This is a genomic window from Bacillus sp. UNC438CL73TsuS30 (assembly GCF_000482325.1).
GTDB lineage: Bacteria > Bacillota > Bacilli > Bacillales > Cytobacillaceae > Neobacillus.
Genome location: NZ_AXVA01000013.1, coordinates 141,267 through 156,965, shown reverse-complemented (window position 1 = coordinate 156,965; position 15,699 = coordinate 141,267). Strand labels below are relative to the sequence as shown.

General features: G+C 37.8%; 18 protein-coding genes. 16 read left to right on the top strand and 2 right to left on the bottom strand.

Annotated features, from left to right (window positions below):
* Positions 1 to 17: 17 nt before the first annotated feature.
* The 4 genes from M028_RS0107445 (at position 18) to M028_RS0107425 (ending at position 4,241) form a co-directional block, all read left to right on the top strand.
* Positions 18 to 590, top strand: a complete 573-nt coding sequence (locus tag M028_RS0107445) for a stage V sporulation protein AE (protein ID WP_026573350.1) — start codon at positions 18 to 20, stop codon at positions 588 to 590.
* Positions 580 to 2,058 (top strand): spore germination protein, encoded by a 1,479-nt coding sequence (locus M028_RS0107440; protein ID WP_026573349.1) that lies wholly within the window; start codon positions 580 to 582, stop codon positions 2,056 to 2,058. The genes M028_RS0107445 and M028_RS0107440 overlap by 11 nt, the downstream gene beginning before the upstream one ends.
* A gap of 160 nt (positions 2,059 to 2,218) precedes the next feature.
* Positions 2,219 to 3,523: a diaminopimelate decarboxylase gene (gene lysA / locus M028_RS0107435; RefSeq protein ID WP_026573348.1), complete on the top strand. Its 1,305-nt coding sequence runs from the start codon at positions 2,219 to 2,221 to the stop codon at positions 3,521 to 3,523.
* 367 nt (positions 3,524 to 3,890) lie between these two features.
* Positions 3,891 to 4,241, top strand: coding sequence for a GNAT family N-acetyltransferase (locus tag M028_RS0107425; RefSeq protein WP_026573347.1), 351 nt, complete (start codon positions 3,891 to 3,893; stop codon positions 4,239 to 4,241).
* Between the two features lie 19 nt (positions 4,242 to 4,260).
* Here the strand turns inward: M028_RS0107425 and M028_RS0107420 are convergent, their stop codons facing one another.
* Both M028_RS0107420 and M028_RS29585 read right to left on the bottom strand, forming a co-directional pair.
* A complete protein-coding gene (locus tag M028_RS0107420; RefSeq protein WP_026573346.1) occupies positions 4,261 to 4,788 on the bottom strand; it encodes a DUF309 domain-containing protein in 528 nt (175 codons plus the stop codon).
* Positions 4,789 to 4,924: 136 nt separating this feature from the next.
* The gene (locus M028_RS29585) at positions 4,925 to 5,011 is read right to left on the bottom strand and encodes a YjcZ family sporulation protein (RefSeq protein ID WP_035423899.1); all 87 of its coding nucleotides are present in this window, start codon (positions 5,009 to 5,011) and stop codon (positions 4,925 to 4,927) included.
* A gap of 202 nt (positions 5,012 to 5,213) precedes the next feature.
* Here M028_RS29585 and M028_RS0107410 point away from each other — a divergent pair, with 202 nt between their 5' ends.
* From M028_RS0107410 to ccsB, 12 genes are all read left to right on the top strand, one after another.
* Positions 5,214 to 5,987, top strand: coding sequence for a segregation/condensation protein A (locus M028_RS0107410; protein ID WP_026573345.1), 774 nt, complete (start codon positions 5,214 to 5,216; stop codon positions 5,985 to 5,987).
* Positions 5,974 to 6,561 carry an SMC-Scp complex subunit ScpB gene (gene scpB, locus M028_RS0107405; RefSeq protein WP_026573344.1) on the top strand — a complete coding sequence of 196 codons (588 nt, stop codon included), beginning with the start codon at positions 5,974 to 5,976 and terminating at the stop codon, positions 6,559 to 6,561. Before M028_RS0107410 ends, scpB begins: the two co-directional genes overlap by 14 nt.
* 91 nt (positions 6,562 to 6,652) lie before the next feature.
* On the top strand, positions 6,653 to 7,060 hold the full coding sequence (locus M028_RS0107400; protein ID WP_026573343.1) for a hypothetical protein: 408 nt from the start codon (positions 6,653 to 6,655) through the stop codon (positions 7,058 to 7,060).
* Positions 7,061 to 7,092: 32 nt separating this feature from the next.
* Positions 7,093 to 7,581, top strand: coding sequence for a YpuI family protein (locus tag M028_RS0107395; RefSeq protein WP_026573342.1), 489 nt, complete (start codon positions 7,093 to 7,095; stop codon positions 7,579 to 7,581).
* A 126-nt stretch (positions 7,582 to 7,707) separates the two neighbouring features.
* A complete protein-coding gene (locus M028_RS0107390) occupies positions 7,708 to 8,598 on the top strand; it encodes a superoxide dismutase (protein WP_026573341.1) in 891 nt (296 codons plus the stop codon).
* A 277-nt stretch (positions 8,599 to 8,875) separates the two neighbouring features.
* A complete protein-coding gene (locus tag M028_RS0107385; RefSeq protein WP_026573340.1) occupies positions 8,876 to 10,018 on the top strand; it encodes a D-alanyl-D-alanine carboxypeptidase family protein in 1,143 nt (380 codons plus the stop codon).
* Positions 10,011 to 10,598, top strand: a complete 588-nt coding sequence (locus M028_RS0107380) for a nucleoside recognition domain-containing protein (RefSeq protein ID WP_026573339.1) — start codon at positions 10,011 to 10,013, stop codon at positions 10,596 to 10,598. Before M028_RS0107385 ends, M028_RS0107380 begins: the two co-directional genes overlap by 8 nt.
* 7 nt (positions 10,599 to 10,605) lie before the next feature.
* Positions 10,606 to 11,142: a spore maturation protein gene (locus M028_RS0107375; protein WP_026573338.1), complete on the top strand. Its 537-nt coding sequence runs from the start codon at positions 10,606 to 10,608 to the stop codon at positions 11,140 to 11,142.
* A 261-nt stretch (positions 11,143 to 11,403) separates the two neighbouring features.
* Complete coding sequence (gene rluB, locus M028_RS0107370) at positions 11,404 to 12,141, top strand: 23S rRNA pseudouridine(2605) synthase RluB (protein ID WP_026573337.1); 738 nt, start codon at positions 11,404 to 11,406, stop codon at positions 12,139 to 12,141.
* A gap of 100 nt (positions 12,142 to 12,241) precedes the next feature.
* On the top strand, positions 12,242 to 12,766 hold the full coding sequence (resA, locus tag M028_RS0107365) for a thiol-disulfide oxidoreductase ResA (RefSeq protein WP_026573336.1): 525 nt from the start codon (positions 12,242 to 12,244) through the stop codon (positions 12,764 to 12,766).
* A gap of 20 nt (positions 12,767 to 12,786) precedes the next feature.
* Positions 12,787 to 14,418: a cytochrome c biogenesis protein ResB gene (resB, locus tag M028_RS0107360; RefSeq protein ID WP_026573335.1), complete on the top strand. Its 1,632-nt coding sequence runs from the start codon at positions 12,787 to 12,789 to the stop codon at positions 14,416 to 14,418.
* Positions 14,419 to 15,603 (top strand): c-type cytochrome biogenesis protein CcsB, encoded by a 1,185-nt coding sequence (gene ccsB, locus M028_RS0107355; protein WP_026573334.1) that lies wholly within the window; start codon positions 14,419 to 14,421, stop codon positions 15,601 to 15,603. It begins immediately after the preceding gene.
* Positions 15,604 to 15,699: the final 96 nt, after the last annotated feature.

Here is a 15,699-nt window from a genome sequence, read left to right as displayed (position 1 = left end):
GAAAGGACATCACAAACATGAGCACTCCAAGACGCGTGATCTTAATTACTGACGGGGATGAATATGCGAAAAGAGCTGTAGAGCATGTTGCTAAGGAAGTGGGCGGACGCTGCATTTCTATGTCTCATGGGAATCCATCCAAATTAACAGGTCCTGAGCTTATCCAATTAATAAAAAAAGCTCCATATGATCCGGTGTTGGTGATGTTTGATGATAGTGGCATCGTAGGTGAGGGTGCTGGTGAGAATGCCCTGAAATATGTTGCCTTACATAAGGATATTGAGGTACTTGGAATTATCGCAGTAGCTGCAAAGTCAAGACATGAAGAATGGTCAAGGATTGATGTAAGTATTGATCGCGATGGTGAATTAACTCCTTATGGGGTAGATAAATCTGGTATACCGGAACTGGAAATTGGCAAAATAAATGGGGATACCGTTTACTGCCTTGATGAATTGGATGTCCCGCTAAAAGTTGGAATCGGCGATATCGGAAAAATGGCAAGGCGAGACGATTACAGGCTCGGCTCACCGATTACGAAAAAAGCGGTTGAACTTATTCTCGAAAGGAGCGGTTTTCATGACAAATAGCACGGAACAAAAATGGCCAATCCCGGTTTCCGTTCATGAAGTAGAACATTACATGAAACAGAGAGTTGGATTAGGTGTAACCTTTGATTTGGGGGTAAGGAAGTTATCTATCCTCAAAACGGAGGTTCAAATTTATTTTGTAAATGGATTAACTGATTCAATGGCGATCATCCAACTAATTAAAGAATTAGTTGAAATCAATGATCATGAAAAATTATCGACAAACGTCTTTAAAATCATAGAAAACAGATTGCTTAATCATTCCGTTGAAAAAACTAAGTTATTGGATGAGGTTGTTACCCAAGTTCTGTCTGGGTTAATTGGTATTGTTGTTGATGGGGAAGACACCGCTTTTGTTATTGATGTGAGAAGTTATCCGGGCAGGTCCCCTCAAGAACCGGATACGGAAAAAGTGGTTAGGGGCGCTCGTGACGGATTTGTTGAAAACATTGTTCTCAACACAGGTCTAACAAGAAGAAGAATTCGAGATGAGCGGCTCCGTTTTGAAATGCATAAGGTTGGCGTTCGCTCTAAAACTGATGTGGCCTTATGTTATTTACAAGATGTTGCCGACCCTGATTTGTTAAATATACTTAGGAAAGAGATTAATTCGATTAATGTTGACGGGATTCCAATGGCGGATAAAACCATTGAAGAATTTATTTTAAAACAAGGTTGGAACCCTTATCCAAAAGTAAGGTACACAGAGAGGGCAGATGTAGCGGCAGCACACATTCTTGAAGGACATATCGTTATTTTTGTTGATACATCACCAAGTGTTATTATCACTCCAACTACATTTTTTCATCATGTCCAACATGCAGAAGAGTTTCGTGAGTCTCCGGCAATGGGAACCTTTGTTAGATGGACACGCTTCTTAGGAGTTTTGACTTCTATTTTCTTATTGCCTCTGTGGCTGCTGGTTGTATTAGAACCTTCTTTATTACCTGAAAAGCTTGCGTTTATTGGTCCTAATGATCAAACCAACATTCCTGTAATTATCCAAATATTTTTAGCGGACTTTGGGATTGAATTCTTAAGGATTGCTGCGATTCATACCCCGACACCGTTGTCAACGGCGATGGGCTTAATTGCGGCGGCATTAATTGGGCAAATTGCGATCAGTGTCGGTCTTTTTGTACCGGAAGTTATTCTATATGTTGCCGTTGCAGGGATTGGGACGTTTACAACACCAAGTTACGAACTAAGTATAGCGAACAAAATTGCGAGACTTTCGCTGCTTTTATTGGTTGCTTTTTTCCATACTCCCGGTTTTATTATTGGTTCAACACTTTTGTTTCTGTTCCTTGTTAAAATGCGTGCGTTTAATACACCATATTTTTGGCCGTTCCTTCCGTTTGAACCTAAGGGGTTTTTACACATTATTATACGCAGAGCAATTCCGGGTTCATTACTTAGACCAAGTATTGTTCATCCGCGCAACAGATATCGCCAGCCACCGAAGTAAAGGAAAGTGTAAATGAAAAAAAATTGCAGATTTTCCGCTGTTATGCTAAAGTAATTTTAATTTAAAATTGTAAAGATAGGCAGTATCTTTTAGATTCTGTCTATTTATTTATTGATGCCATTTGTATTAAATTTGAGTCATTGCGGGGGAGAGGGAAATAATGCATTTTTATGGTTCTACAGGAATAAATAGCAAGGGGAATTTGGAAATTGGCGGCCTCGATGCAATTGATTTGGCAAGAGAGTACGGTACCCCTCTATATGTTTATGATGTAGCATTAATTAGAGAAAGAGCCAGGGGATTTAAGCAGGCATTTGAGGAGCAAAAGGTCCAAGCTCAGGTCGCTTATGCCAGCAAAGCTTTTTCAACGATTGCCATGCTTCAGCTTGCAGAGGAAGAAGGCTTATCACTTGATGTTGTCTCAGGTGGTGAATTGTATACAGCTTTAGCCGCCGGATTTCCGGTTGAACGAATTCATTTTCACGGAAACAACAAAAGTAGAGAAGAATTGGAAATGGCTTTGGAAAATAGGATAGGCTGCATAGTCGTCGATAATTTTTATGAGTTAGATCTCTTGAAATTAATTTGTAATGAGAAAAATACGATGGTCAAGATTTTATTAAGGGTTACCCCGGGTATTGAAGCACACACACACGATTATATCTTAACAGGGCAGGAAGATTCTAAATTTGGGTTTGACCTCCAAAATGGGCAAGCAGAGGAGGCATTATCTGCAGCACTTCAATTTAAAAACTTTGATGTTTTAGGAATCCATTGTCATATAGGTTCGCAAATTTTCGAGACAACCGGATTTTTATTGGCAGCAGAAAAATTAATTGAAAAATTAAATGAGTGGAAAAACAAATTATCTTTCGAAGCAAAGGTTCTGAATTTAGGTGGAGGCTTCGGAATCCGCTATACGAAGGAAGATGAACCATTACTTCCTTATCAATATGTTAGTGAAATTATTAAAGAAGTAAAAAGCTTAGTAAGCAGCTATTCGCTCATAATGCCGGAAATATGGATTGAACCAGGTCGATCACTTGTAGGAGATTCTGGGATTACTTTATATAAAATTGGATCCTCAAAGGAAGTTCCGGGAGTTAGAAAATATTTGGCTGTTGATGGGGGAATGAGTGATAATATTCGCCCTGCACTCTACCAAGCCAAGTATGAAGCGGTGCTAGCAAATAAACCATTGGAGAAACCGGATGAAACCGTGTCTATTGCTGGAAAATGCTGTGAGTCTGGTGACATGCTTATCTGGGATTTACCACTTCCAAAACAGGGGGATGAAGACATCCTTGCAGTTTTTTGTACTGGTGCTTACGGCTATTCTATGTCAAACAATTACAACCGTCTGCCAAGACCTGCCGTTGTATTTGTTGAAAATGGCAAATCTGCACTTGTTGTTAAAAGGGAAACCTATGAAGATTTAATCAGACTGGATTTGCCGCTCAAGTGATAAGCTGCCCATTTCGGGCGGCTTATTCCTTTATCAGTTCAAAAGAGAAATAGATTATTTTTGTCAAATAGTGTAGAATGTAGGAAGCATCTTCAATCCTTTGGGGGAAGTCTTGAATGAAAAAAAGAAATTGGCTTTTGTTTGTTATCCTAATTGCCCTATCCATTATCTGGGGGATTATTTATTGGGTCTTTATTGGTCCTAAGCATTCCTAAATATTGGGATTGATGAATAAGCATTTATTTTGTATGATTGACAAGAGCGCAAGTAGGGCTGTTAAGACATATAATACATAAATTGTAATTAGTAAAACTATTTAGAGATAGAACATTATTACGGGGTTTATTTAATATAATGAGGGATCAATATGTTAATTCGGTATAAAAAAGCTTTCGAAAAAATTGCAATGGGTTTATTGTCCTTTATGCCAAATGAAAAGGACTTGAAAAAACTCCAGCAAACAATGAAGGAATATGAGACAGAAGAATTTAGGCAGTTGTTTTTGTGGAAGGAAGAAGATATTATTGGTCTTCTTGGGGTAATTAATCTTGATGCATCAAATGAATTAGAGATACAGCATATTTCAGTGAACCCTTCTCATCGTTATCAAGGGGTCGGTAAAAAAATGGTTAAAGCACTTAAGGAAATGTACCCTGAAAAAAAAATTACTTCTAATGAACAAACCCAAGCTTTTGTTGAAAAATGTGATATATGTTAATTGTCAAAAAAGGCAACGATTACATTTTATCGTTGCCTTTTTTTAATTTAATTGCATGTTCTCTTTCAGCAATTACACTTGTCCGATCACGCAATTTATGCCGATGGACCAATGAAGCTTTTGTAAGATCACTTTGTCTCCCCCATTGAAAGCCTGTTTGTTTACATAGATGGATACATTGATTCAGCAAGTTGGAATCCTGAATAGGAAGCAGCATGCTAACATAGGGCGCTCTTTTTTCAATTTCTGATAAGCGATCATTCAATTCCTTAATCAAGAGGGTATATTCCAAGCCCGCTTGGGTAACTGCTTCTGGTTGGCTTTTAAAAATAGAAATGGCTTTTTCCAAAGTTCGGTTCGCTCCAATAAAATTGGTCCGTCGATGGTGGTAATTTGCTACTGCCAGTTGGATAAATCCAACCCAAATGGATTCTTTATTCCCCGGGTCTATTCTTTTCCAATATTCTTCAAGAATTTCATGGCATTCAAAATAATCACGGTCCCCATGGAAATGGACCAAATATTCAATAAATTCTTTTGGGTACACCTTTCTTTCCCCCTTAGCCTTTTTCGTCTATTTAGTTTATCATATTTAAGGTTATCCCTGCTTTTAGAAGTATTAAAAGGTTAAAATAAAAAAGCCTGCCAAAAGGCAGGCTGGGCGCTTCCGCTATTTTAATTCATTACCAAACCCAAGAAGCACCAACAATAATTAATAAAATGAATAGAACTACGATTAACGCAAATCCAGCACCAAAACCGTCAGCCATATTCAATACCTCCTAAATATTATTTGCTTTGTTCATTGACATCATATGTAGAGAATTTGTCCAGTGTTTGGGCAAACATCACATTTTGGTTAATATCGATTCTAGAAGGGGGATTTTTCTATTGGATAACGAAACTGATTCCTCTATACTTATAATAGTCGAAAAAAGTCGACGAATTTTTCAGGAATACTGGTGAATAACAATGCCATACAAGGTTAAAATTGATGCGTTTGAAGGGCCATTGGATTTATTACTGCATTTAATAAATCGGCTCGAAATTGATATATATGATATCCCTGTTGCCCAAATTACCGAGCAGTACTTAATCTATATTCATACAATGAAGGAATTGAAACTTGATATAGCAAGTGAATTTTTAGTGATGGCTGCTACATTGTTGGCAATCAAGAGCAAGATGCTCTTACCAAAAAATGAAGAGACAATGGAAGATATGGATACCGAAGCACACTATGATGAAGAAGATCCAAGGGACGAACTTGTTGAACGGTTGATTGAATATCGAAAATTTAAAGAAGCAGCCAATGATTTAAAGTCAATGGAAGAAGAACGCGGCCTCATGTATACTAAGCCGCCCAGTGATTTGTCGGATTTTGCAAAAGAAAAACAGCCCGAAAAAGCAGAACTTAATGTTTCGCTTTATGATATGCTCGCAGCGTTTCAAAAACTGCTAAGAAGAAAAAAGCTTCAGCGTCCAATGTCAACAAAAATTACACGTCAGGAAATTTCGATTGAAAAAAGAATGTCCGAAATCATGGATGAGTTAAAGCATTTAAAAGGCCGCAAAAACTTTAATGACCTTTTTCCCTACCCGGAGAAAGAGCATGTTGTGGTAACTTTTTTGGCTATCTTAGAACTGATTAAACGAAAAGAAATTGATGTTGAACAACAGGAAAACTTTGGTGATATTTTTGTAGAGGTAGTTAAGGAAGGAAGAGAAGTGGTTGGAAATCATTAATTGGAGCAGTATTTTAGAAAGTCTATTGTTTGCAGCCGGTGATGAGGGACTGACATTAAAACAAATTGCCGAGGTTTTAGAGGTGGACGAGCTAAAGGCCGGTGAAATAATAGAAGAGTCGATCCAAGAATATGAGCGTAACGAACAAAGAGGAGTTACGATTGTACAGCTTGCAGGAACGTTTCAGCTTGCTACCAAGAAAGAAAATGCCTTATATTTAAAAAAATTGGTTGACTCCCCAAATACGTCCGCGCTATCACAGGCAGCATTAGAAACACTTGCAATTATTGCCTATAAACAACCGATAACCCGTGCTGAAATCGAAGAAATTCGTGGGGTAAAAACAGAGAGACCGCTTCATACACTTGTGTCAAAGGCACTTATTAAAGAAGTAGGACGTGCAGAAGGTACAGGCAGAGCCATATTATATGGAACGACGAAGGAATTTCTCGACTATTTTGGTTTAAAGAGTCTTAAGGAATTACCAAAGCTTCCAGAAAAAGCAGAAGAAGACTATGTCCAAGAGGAAGCGGATTTGTTTTTTGAGAAGTTTCAAGAAACACTTGAATCATAGAATAAATAGGAAACATAAAGGAATATTTATGTTAAAATAGAAATAGCTTTCAAATTTCATTAATTTCTTATTGTTTAGGAGTGGGATTAAGGTGCTAATTAATCAATGCAGCGGGTATGAATTAGAGAAGGAAAAATCAAATACCTCTGAAGATTTCTTTAACAGAAGTGAAGTAACTTTTGAGGATGAAGGAGAGGAAAAAACCCTACACGTTCTCTATCTAAGGTACTTTGATGAAATGTTCAATGAATTCACTCCCTATCAACAGGACCCAATTTTTGATGAAGTAGAATTCAAGGACATTGTTGCCCTTGTTTGCTTAATTAAAAATCCAGGACTGCGCCATCGTAAACGTGTATACATTAATTCTAAGCATGAGTTTGCAGCCTATTTCCAGGATATTGATTTTAATAAGCTGCCTGACATTTTTCAATCCCTTAAACAAAACAAAAGTTATGAATTAAAATCACCGCTTGCTTTTATAATGCAGCCAAAATAATATTAGATTGGACTAAATCCGGGGGTGTAAATATGGGGAATACTTTAGTAGAATCACAACTTAATGATGTCAAGGGGTTTTTAAAAGAGACTATCCAGACACTGGAAGGTTTCTTAAATGAAACAACAATTTCACAATTAAATCCTGAAACTGAGGAAAAACGAAATTACCTTAAATTAATTGTTTCAAATATGCGGAAACTGCTCGTCTACAGTGAGGAAAGCATCGAGACATGTGCGTTAATCCTTCAAAGTGAGCCGTTTCAAAAGGCTGCAGCAGAAAAAACATTGTACCGTATTTATCATCAATGCATTGAAGAATTCTTTTCTCCAAAAAACGATGCATGGTATGAGGACAGCAGATCTGCGTATACAGGAAAAAATTCAATTAAATATTATCAACCCGTACCGGAAACCATTCAAAATCTAATTAAAGGTTTAGAAGGCGAGTTCCAACGGATTCGAGAAGAATTAGAATTTTACGAAACAGATTACCGTACAAAAATGGCCCAGTCTAAATAAAAGAAAAGGTTATTCCTTATTTAATTTAGGAATAGCCTTTTTTGCATTATTAAGAGTTTCGGAACATACCATTTAGATAGACTTTGGTTCGATTCTATAAATGATCTGTTTGAAATGAGGGAGACCGTGAGCAAATTTAGAAAATATGTAAATGAGCTCTTTCAATGGAATGAGCAAATGAGAGATTTTTTAGAAATGGAAAAGGTTGAAGCCGATTCAGACTTATGGAAGAATCTTGATGAATTTAGTGATTTAATCGAGAATACAAATCGGGAGTTATCGGATGCTGAATTACTTAGTTTACAGTCGAAGGCTGAGTCGATTCATGAACAATTGGAAAGTTATTTTCAAAGAAAACAAGATGTCGGAAATATTTGGTTATTAGAGAAGTCACTCGCTCCTGGAGGCCATTCACTTCCGGAACTGTCCTTCCCCTATAATGCACTTGAGCCATACATTTCTGAAGAGATTATGAGGCTGCATCATGGAAAGCATCATCTATCATATGTGAATGGCTTAAATAACGCTGAATTAAACCTAAAAAAAGCGCGGGAAAGCAATGAGTTTTCTCTAATTAAGCATTGGTCAAGAGAACTTGCCTTTCATGGTTCGGGGCATTATCTTCATGCGATTTTTTGGAAGAATATGAGCCCGAATGGTGGAGGTACACCACAGGGCCCTCTAAAGGACGAGATTGAGAACTATTTTGGGAGTTTTTCAAGCTTCCAGAAACATTTTAGCGAGGCAGCAAAACAGGTTGAGGGATCAGGTTGGGCCTTGCTCGTTTGGTCCCCGATGGCAAGGCATCTCGAAGTACTGCAAACAGAGAGACACATGCTGTTAACTCAATGGAATACCATTCCATTGCTCGTTCTTGATGTATGGGAGCATGCATATTATCTACAGTATAAAAATAATCGTGCTGAGTATGTGGAAAACTGGTGGAACATCGTAAACTGGCATGATGTAGGAATGCGCTTCGAAAAAGCGGCAGATATTAAATGGACAGCAATTTAATTTATAGGAAGCAATCGCTTAATCCAGCGATTGCTTTCGTTTTTTTTCTCATTAATGCATAACAAGCCTTGTCCTGCATAAAATTGTAAAAGAAATAAGGAAAAGCGGAAGCGCCTTGATCAGCCTAAGGCAAGTGCTGGAGGGCCTGACAGTGAAGTCGTTCTTTGACTTCATTGGCAGGACCGAAGCAACCTAGAGGGGCTAGGCGCTGGAGCTGGACAGTTCTCAAAGTTCAAGGGATATAATTTTTGATTCAGAAGGGGACGAGGTAAATCTAATGAGAATGATATGGAAGCTAGTTATTTTTTCCCTCGTGGTCACACTATTCATTGCTAACATTCCTCAAAAGGTGGATGCTTCCGTTTCCGTAGGTGCTGCCAGTGCGATTTTAATGGAACAAAAAACGGGCCGAGTCCTTTATGAAAAGGATGCACACACAAAGAGAAGGATTGCCAGTATAACCAAGATAATGACGGCGATTCTAGCGATTGAATCAGGAAAAATGAATAAATATGTGAAGATAAGTGATCAGGCTGTCAGGACAGAAGGATCATCTGTTTACCTAAAACCGGGCGAAAAAATAAAATTAAAGGATTTAGTCTATGGTTTAATGCTTAGGTCCGGGAATGACACAGCTGTAGCGATTGCAGAGAATGTCGGTGGGAGCGTTGAAGGCTTTTCACTCTTAATGAACGAAAAAGCAAGAGAAATCGGCATGTATGATTCCCATTTTTCGAATCCACATGGACTCGATAATTCTCCAGAACATTATTCATCTGCCTACGATATGGCGTTGCTTATGCGCTACGCAATGAACAATAAACAGTTCAGAGAAATTTCCGGTACAAAGGTACATCGGGCGCCAAATCCAACAGAAGATTGGGACCGCGTATGGAAAAATAAAAATCGTTTGTTAACAAAATATAAATATTGCACAGGCGGAAAAACCGGGTATACAAAGCTCGCGAAAAGAACGCTCGTTACATCAGCAACTAAAGGAGATATGGACCTCATTGCAGTAACATTGAATGACTCAAATGACTGGGACGATCATATCGCCATGTATGAAAGTGGTTTTAAAGGCTTTGATATGACAGAGGTTATCCCTAAAGGAAAGCTTGATATTTCTACTAATAAAATCTATAAGAACCATTTGTATATAAAAAATTCAGTTGTCTATCCAGCTACAAGTGAAGAAATGGATTTATTTAGTGTTAAATATAAATTGAACAAGCCATCTAAAAAATGGGGAGATTCGAAGAAAACCAGGAAGGTTGGTAAAGCGATGGTTTTTTTGGATGGCAAGGTTGTGAAAGAAGTACCAATCTATTATAAGGGTATCAAGGTTAATAAGGATGGATTATTCGAGTTTGTAAAAGAAATCTTTCTCTCGATTATTGGTGTGAAAACAAATGGTTAATTATATATGGGTTGGTATGACCATCATTGGTATTGTGTTTGCTTTGGTCAACGGGAAAATGGAAGATGTAAATAAGGCGATCTTTTCAGGTGCGCAAGATGCTGTCACTCTTTGTATTGGTCTAATTAGTATCCTCGTGTTTTGGCTCGGAATGATGCGGATTGCTCAAGAAGCAGGACTTCTAGAGAAGCTTTCTAAATTATTCCGGCCGTTGGTAAAACGCTTGTTTCCCGAGGTTCCAGTTAATCACCCAGCGATGGGATATATATTGTCCAATATGATTTCCAATATGTTTGGACTGGGAAATGCGGCCACTCCCCTTGGAATTAAAGCAATGGAAGAGCTAAAGAAATTAAATGGCGGCAAGAATTCAGCCAGCAGGTCTATGGTTACCTTTTTAGCAATAAATACAGCAAGTATCACGATTATACCCACCACAGTTATTGCCATCAGAATGACCTACAACTCAGCATCCCCTACGGAAATAGTTGTTCCAACATTAATTGCCACTATTCTGTCAGCATTAGGTGCAATCCTGATTGACCGTTATTTTTATTATCGAAGAAGCCGAAAAGGATGAAAAGGACATGGAGCTGATCTCGGGTATCTCTCTTGGTTTTATTCCTATTTTAATAGGTTTTATTTTACTATATGCAACATTCAAACAGGTTCCTACCTATGAAAGCTTTGTAGAAGGGGGAAAGGAAGGAATCAAAATTGCAGTTTCAATTATTCCTTTCCTCGTAGGGATGCTCGTTGCCATTACGGTATTCCGGGCATCAGGTGCACTGGATGCCTTAATGAAATGGATTCGACCGGCAATGGAAGCAATCGGAATTCCTGCTGAGATTGTCCCCTTATTGTTTATCAGACCCATTTCCGGAACAGCAGCACTGGGAATGACAAGTGATTTGATTAAAGTCTACGGTCCTGATTCCTTTATTGGCAGGCTGGCATCTGTCTTGCAAGGAAGTACGGATACTACTTTTTACGTTTTAACCGTCTATTTCGGTGCGGTTGGGATTAAAAAAATGGGTGATGCCTTAAAGGTGGGCCTATTAGCGGATATCGTTGGAATAGTTGTCGCGATCATTGTTGTTGCTTTTGTTTTTGGAGCAAAATAGGAATAAAATAAAAATAAAGAAAGCAAGTTCCTGCGAGAGGAGCTTGCTTTCTTTATTTTGGTATATCATTAGCTTTGAAAAATGTCGAAGTTATGTCATAATTCATTAGGATGGAATAAAACTAATTGTTTTCTTATTTAATGTTTTGGCTGTGTTAAAGGACAATGTTGATTTTTTAACCCAGTTGATTGGAGCGGAAATCAACAGGCTAATTTAATACAGCCAATGTTTAAAAGAAAAATCCCCGAGGTGAAATATAAAATGGAACGATTGCAAAAAGTAATGGCCGCAGCAGGCATTGCATCAAGAAGAAAATCCGAAGAATTAATCAAAGAAGGAAAAGTGAAGGTAAATGGTAAAATTGTTACCGAGCTTGGTATAAAGGTCTCAGCAAACGATAAAGTAGAAGTTAATGAAATACCGATTGAACGCGAAGTACCAGTTTATTTTCTATTGTACAAACCGCGCGGAGTAATCTCAAGCGTAAGTGATGATAAAGGAAGGAAAGTGGTTACCGATTTCTTTTCAGAATTTAAAGAAAGAGTTTATCCTGTCGGGCGGTTAGATTATGATACATCTGGTCTTTTACTAATGACGAATGATGGGGAATTTGCTAATTTATTGATGCATCCGAGGAATGAAATTGAAAAAGTATATGTTGCAAAAGTAAAAGGGATTCCCCAAAAAGAAAGTTTAAGAAAATTGGAAAAGGGCATTCGGCTTGAGGATGGAAAAACCGCTCCTGCAAAGGTAAAAATGCTCTCATTGGATAAGAAAAAACAAACCGCTATTGTTGAAATTATTATCCATGAAGGCAGAAACCGCCAAGTTAAAAGAATGTTCGAAGCCATTGGCCATGAGGTACTAAAATTGAAGCGTGAACGTTATGGCTTTCTAACATTAAATGGACTAAGTGCTGGTGATGCAAGAGAATTAACTCCGCATGAAGTTAAGCAGTTAAGAGCACTTGCGATGGAATCTACAAAAAAAAATTCATAGAAGTTTCACATTTGCCCGTTTTTGTTAATAATATGGCGGTGTTGGAAAATGGTATAATTTAGACAAACTGTGTCAAAAGGGGTTTTCTGGAGGGGTATAAATGAAAAAACGGCGTTTAGTGATGAGAACGATTATACTGCTTGTACTTGGGTTAGCTGTTGCTTATACGCTATATCAAAATTTAACTAAGGATGATCAGCAAAAAGTAGCAATCGGAAAACCGGCACCGGATTTTGTTTTAACCGATATGCAGGGGAAAAAGCATCGTTTATCCGATTATAAAGGACAGGGAGTATTTCTAAATTTCTGGGGAACTTGGTGCAAACCTTGTGAAAAAGAAATGCCTTACATAAATAATCAATACCAGCAATTTAAAGATAAAGGTGTGCAGGTTCTCGCGGTTGATATTAACGAGTCAAATATTGCCGTTAACCAATTTGTGGACCGCTATAGTCTTGATTTTCCAATTGTCATTGATAAGGATAAACAAGTGATGAATGTCTATGGTATTGATCCGCTTCCAGCGACATTTTTAATTGATAAAAATGGCAATGTAGTTAAATATTTTACTGGTCAATTAACGGAAGACAGGGTAAGGGAATTTATGGAGAAAATTAAACCTTAAGGTTGTTGGGAGTTTTTATCATGAAAGATGCAAAATGTGAATGTGGACATGTGAATCCCCATGGAACCGTGCTATGTGAAGCGTGTGGAAAGGTATTAGATGAACAGGAGAAAGAAAAACAATTAGTTGACATGCGCTATGAGGGAAGTGCACGCCGTTCACAAACCTATAATAAAACCATTATTGATAAAATATGGAATTTTTTCTCTTCTGTAAAGGTTGGGGTGTGGCTAATAGTCATAACCTTAATAGCCTCTGCAATAGGGACTATTTTTCCACAGGAAGAATATATACCGCAAATAATGCCTGCAGACGAGTATTATCAGAAGGAATATGGCTGGTTGGGGAAATTATATTACCAGCTTGGCTTTAATGATTTATATGGTTCATGGTGGTATTTATTATTGATTGCGATGATTGGAATTTCCTTGGTTATTTGCAGTCTTGACAGGGTGGTGCCTTTATATAAAGCTTTAAAAGCTCAAAATGTTACAAGACATGAAGGTTTTTTAAATCGTCAGCGTGTTTTCGGAGTCAATATATCCATTCATACAGCTGATTTCACAAAGGTAAAAGAACATTTAAAGGCAAAGCGTTATCATGTTCGTGAAGAAAATGGGGATTTGTTAGCGGAAAAGGGTCGTTTTTCCCGCTGGGGCCCGTATGTGAACCATGTAGGTTTGATCATTTTTTTAATTGGTGCAATGCTTCGTTTTGTTCCTGGGATGTATATTGATAAATCCTTGTGGATTCGCGAAGGAGAAACTGCTGTCATTCCTGAAACAGATGGTAAATACTACCTGAGGAATGAAAAATTTATTTTACAGCTATATGATAAGGACAAAGACAAAAAATTTGATCAGGCTCTTAATAGAGTCAACCAAGTGGCTAAAAATTATCAATCTAATGTTGTTCTCTACGAAAGAGTCGGCGAAAACATTCCTGGTGAAAAGCCTAAGCTTAAAAAGGTTAAAGACTATGGTATTCGTGTTAATGATCCATTATCCTTTAACGGGTATTCAGTCTATCAGGTCGATTACAAGCTTGATGAACTACAGTCTATGTCTTTTGCGTTGACGAATAAAACGACCGGAAAATCCTATGGGGATTTAAAAATCAATCTTTATAATCCGAAGCCTGTTTATGATCTTGGTAATGGGTATTCTGTGAAAATTCTAAGCTATTTTCCCGATTTTGAGTTTGAAAAAGGCGGAGAACCTACTACGAAATCTAGAGTTCCCAACAATCCTGCATTTGTGTTTCGAATGATTGCACCAGATAAACCAAAAGGGGAAACGAGTTTTGTTGCAATCCGACAAAATATTGAGCCTTTTGGTAATAATAAGTATAAAATGACATTTAGAGGCATCGAGACAAAAAATGTTTCTGGTTTAACAGTTAGAAAGGATTTAACGATTTGGGCCATCATCTTGGGCGGTATTGTTTTTATGATTGGGGTTGTCCAAGGCGCTTATTGGAATCATCGTAGAATTTGGATTCAACATAAAAATGGCGAGGTATGGGTTGCAGCCCATACAAATAAAAACTGGTACGGTCTTAAACGAGAATTGGAAACGGTTTTAGCGGATACGCATTTTACCATGCCTGAGGATCAGCTGCAAAAAGATAGGACGGAGAAGGAGGAAGCATAGTTGGTATCACTTAGTAGTAATTTACTGTTTATTGCTTTTATTCTTTACTTAATTGCTACCTTATTTTATGGAGGAGCGATTAAAGCGAAAAAAAATATAAATGAGAAAAAAGGGACCAACAAGTGGGGGAAAATTGCTGTATTTTTAACGATTATTGGTTTCATCTCTCAATTGGGTTACTTTATTCTAAGATGGATTGCTTCCGGACATGCACCGGTAAGTAATATGTTTGAGTTTACAACCTTTTTTGGTATGGCTCTCGTCGGGGCATTTATTGTTATCTTTTTTATTTACCGAGCCGTCCTTCTTGGACTGTTTACTATGCCAGTAGCTATTCTAGTCATTGCTTACGCAAGTATGTTTCCGCGTGATATAACGCCATTAATACCTGCATTGCAAAGTTATTGGCTCTATATCCATGTGACCACTGCTGCAATTGGTGAAGCGATATTAGCCGTTAGCTTTGCGGCAGGTTTAATCTATCTTGTAAAGGCGGTTAATCAATCGAAATCTAGTAAACAAACCTTTTGGCTTGAAATTGTCATGTTTGGACTTGTTACCACATTGGGATTTGTTATAGTTTCTTCCATTTTTTCCGGAGTCGGTTATCATGAGAAATTCAACTGGGTTGATAAAAATAAAAATCAAGTGCAAGTTGAATACACAATGCCCGCGGTTATTGGACCCCATAAAGGAGAATTAGTAACAAAGGGTGGTTTTGAACCGGTTGTAGAAATGCCGGCAATGGTCAATGCTAAAAAAATGAACACGGTTATGTGGTCTTTTGTTGGGGGACTGATTCTTTACGGTATCATTCGCTTAGTGCTTCGAAAACGGATTGCTGCAGCACTTCAGCCGTTTGTAAGAAATATTAAGCTCGATTTTGTTGACGAGATTAGTTATCGTTCTGTATTAATCGGTTTTCCTGTATTTACACTTGGTGCTCTCATCTTTGCAATGATTTGGGCGCAGGTTGCATGGACAAGATTCTGGGGCTGGGACCCTAAGGAAGTATGGGCTCTAATTACCTGGTTGTTCTATGCCGCCTTTTTACATCTCCGTCTGTCAAAAGGCTGGCATGGTGAAAAATCAGCATGGCTTGCAGTCATCGGCTTTGTAATTATCATGTTTAATCTTGTTGCGGTTAACTTAGTCATTGCAGGTCTTCATTCATATGCTGGATAATAATTAAAAATAGATTTTATCTTATAGCCTTCACGATTGGTTAGTGAAGGCTATTTTTAATAATAATAATTATACCCTGTCATAATTTTGACACTT

Bases quoted from the DNA above. Each gene is read 5' to 3' on its own strand.
- M028_RS0107375 (WP_026573338.1), top strand. From the start codon at position 10,606: ATGGAGCTGATCTCGGGTATCTCTCTTGGTTTTATTCCTATTTTAATA.
- resA (WP_026573336.1), top strand. From the start codon at position 12,242: ATGAAAAAACGGCGTTTAGTGATGAGAACGATTATACTGCTTGTACTT.
- M028_RS29585 (WP_035423899.1), bottom strand. From the start codon at position 5,011: ATGGCTGACGGTTTTGGTGCTGGATTTGCGTTAATCGTAGTTCTATTC.
- M028_RS0107380 (WP_026573339.1), top strand. From the start codon at position 10,011: ATGGTTAATTATATATGGGTTGGTATGACCATCATTGGTATTGTGTTT.
- M028_RS0107385 (WP_026573340.1), top strand. From the start codon at position 8,876: ATGAGAATGATATGGAAGCTAGTTATTTTTTCCCTCGTGGTCACACTA.
- lysA (WP_026573348.1), top strand. From the start codon at position 2,219: ATGCATTTTTATGGTTCTACAGGAATAAATAGCAAGGGGAATTTGGAA.
- resB (WP_026573335.1), top strand. From the start codon at position 12,787: ATGAAAGATGCAAAATGTGAATGTGGACATGTGAATCCCCATGGAACC.
- M028_RS0107395 (WP_026573342.1), top strand. From the start codon at position 7,093: ATGGGGAATACTTTAGTAGAATCACAACTTAATGATGTCAAGGGGTTT.
- rluB (WP_026573337.1), top strand. From the start codon at position 11,404: ATGGAACGATTGCAAAAAGTAATGGCCGCAGCAGGCATTGCATCAAGA.
- M028_RS0107440 (WP_026573349.1), top strand. From the start codon at position 580: ATGACAAATAGCACGGAACAAAAATGGCCAATCCCGGTTTCCGTTCAT.
- M028_RS0107410 (WP_026573345.1), top strand. From the start codon at position 5,214: ATGCCATACAAGGTTAAAATTGATGCGTTTGAAGGGCCATTGGATTTA.
- M028_RS0107425 (WP_026573347.1), top strand. From the start codon at position 3,891: ATGTTAATTCGGTATAAAAAAGCTTTCGAAAAAATTGCAATGGGTTTA.
- M028_RS0107445 (WP_026573350.1), top strand. From the start codon at position 18: ATGAGCACTCCAAGACGCGTGATCTTAATTACTGACGGGGATGAATAT.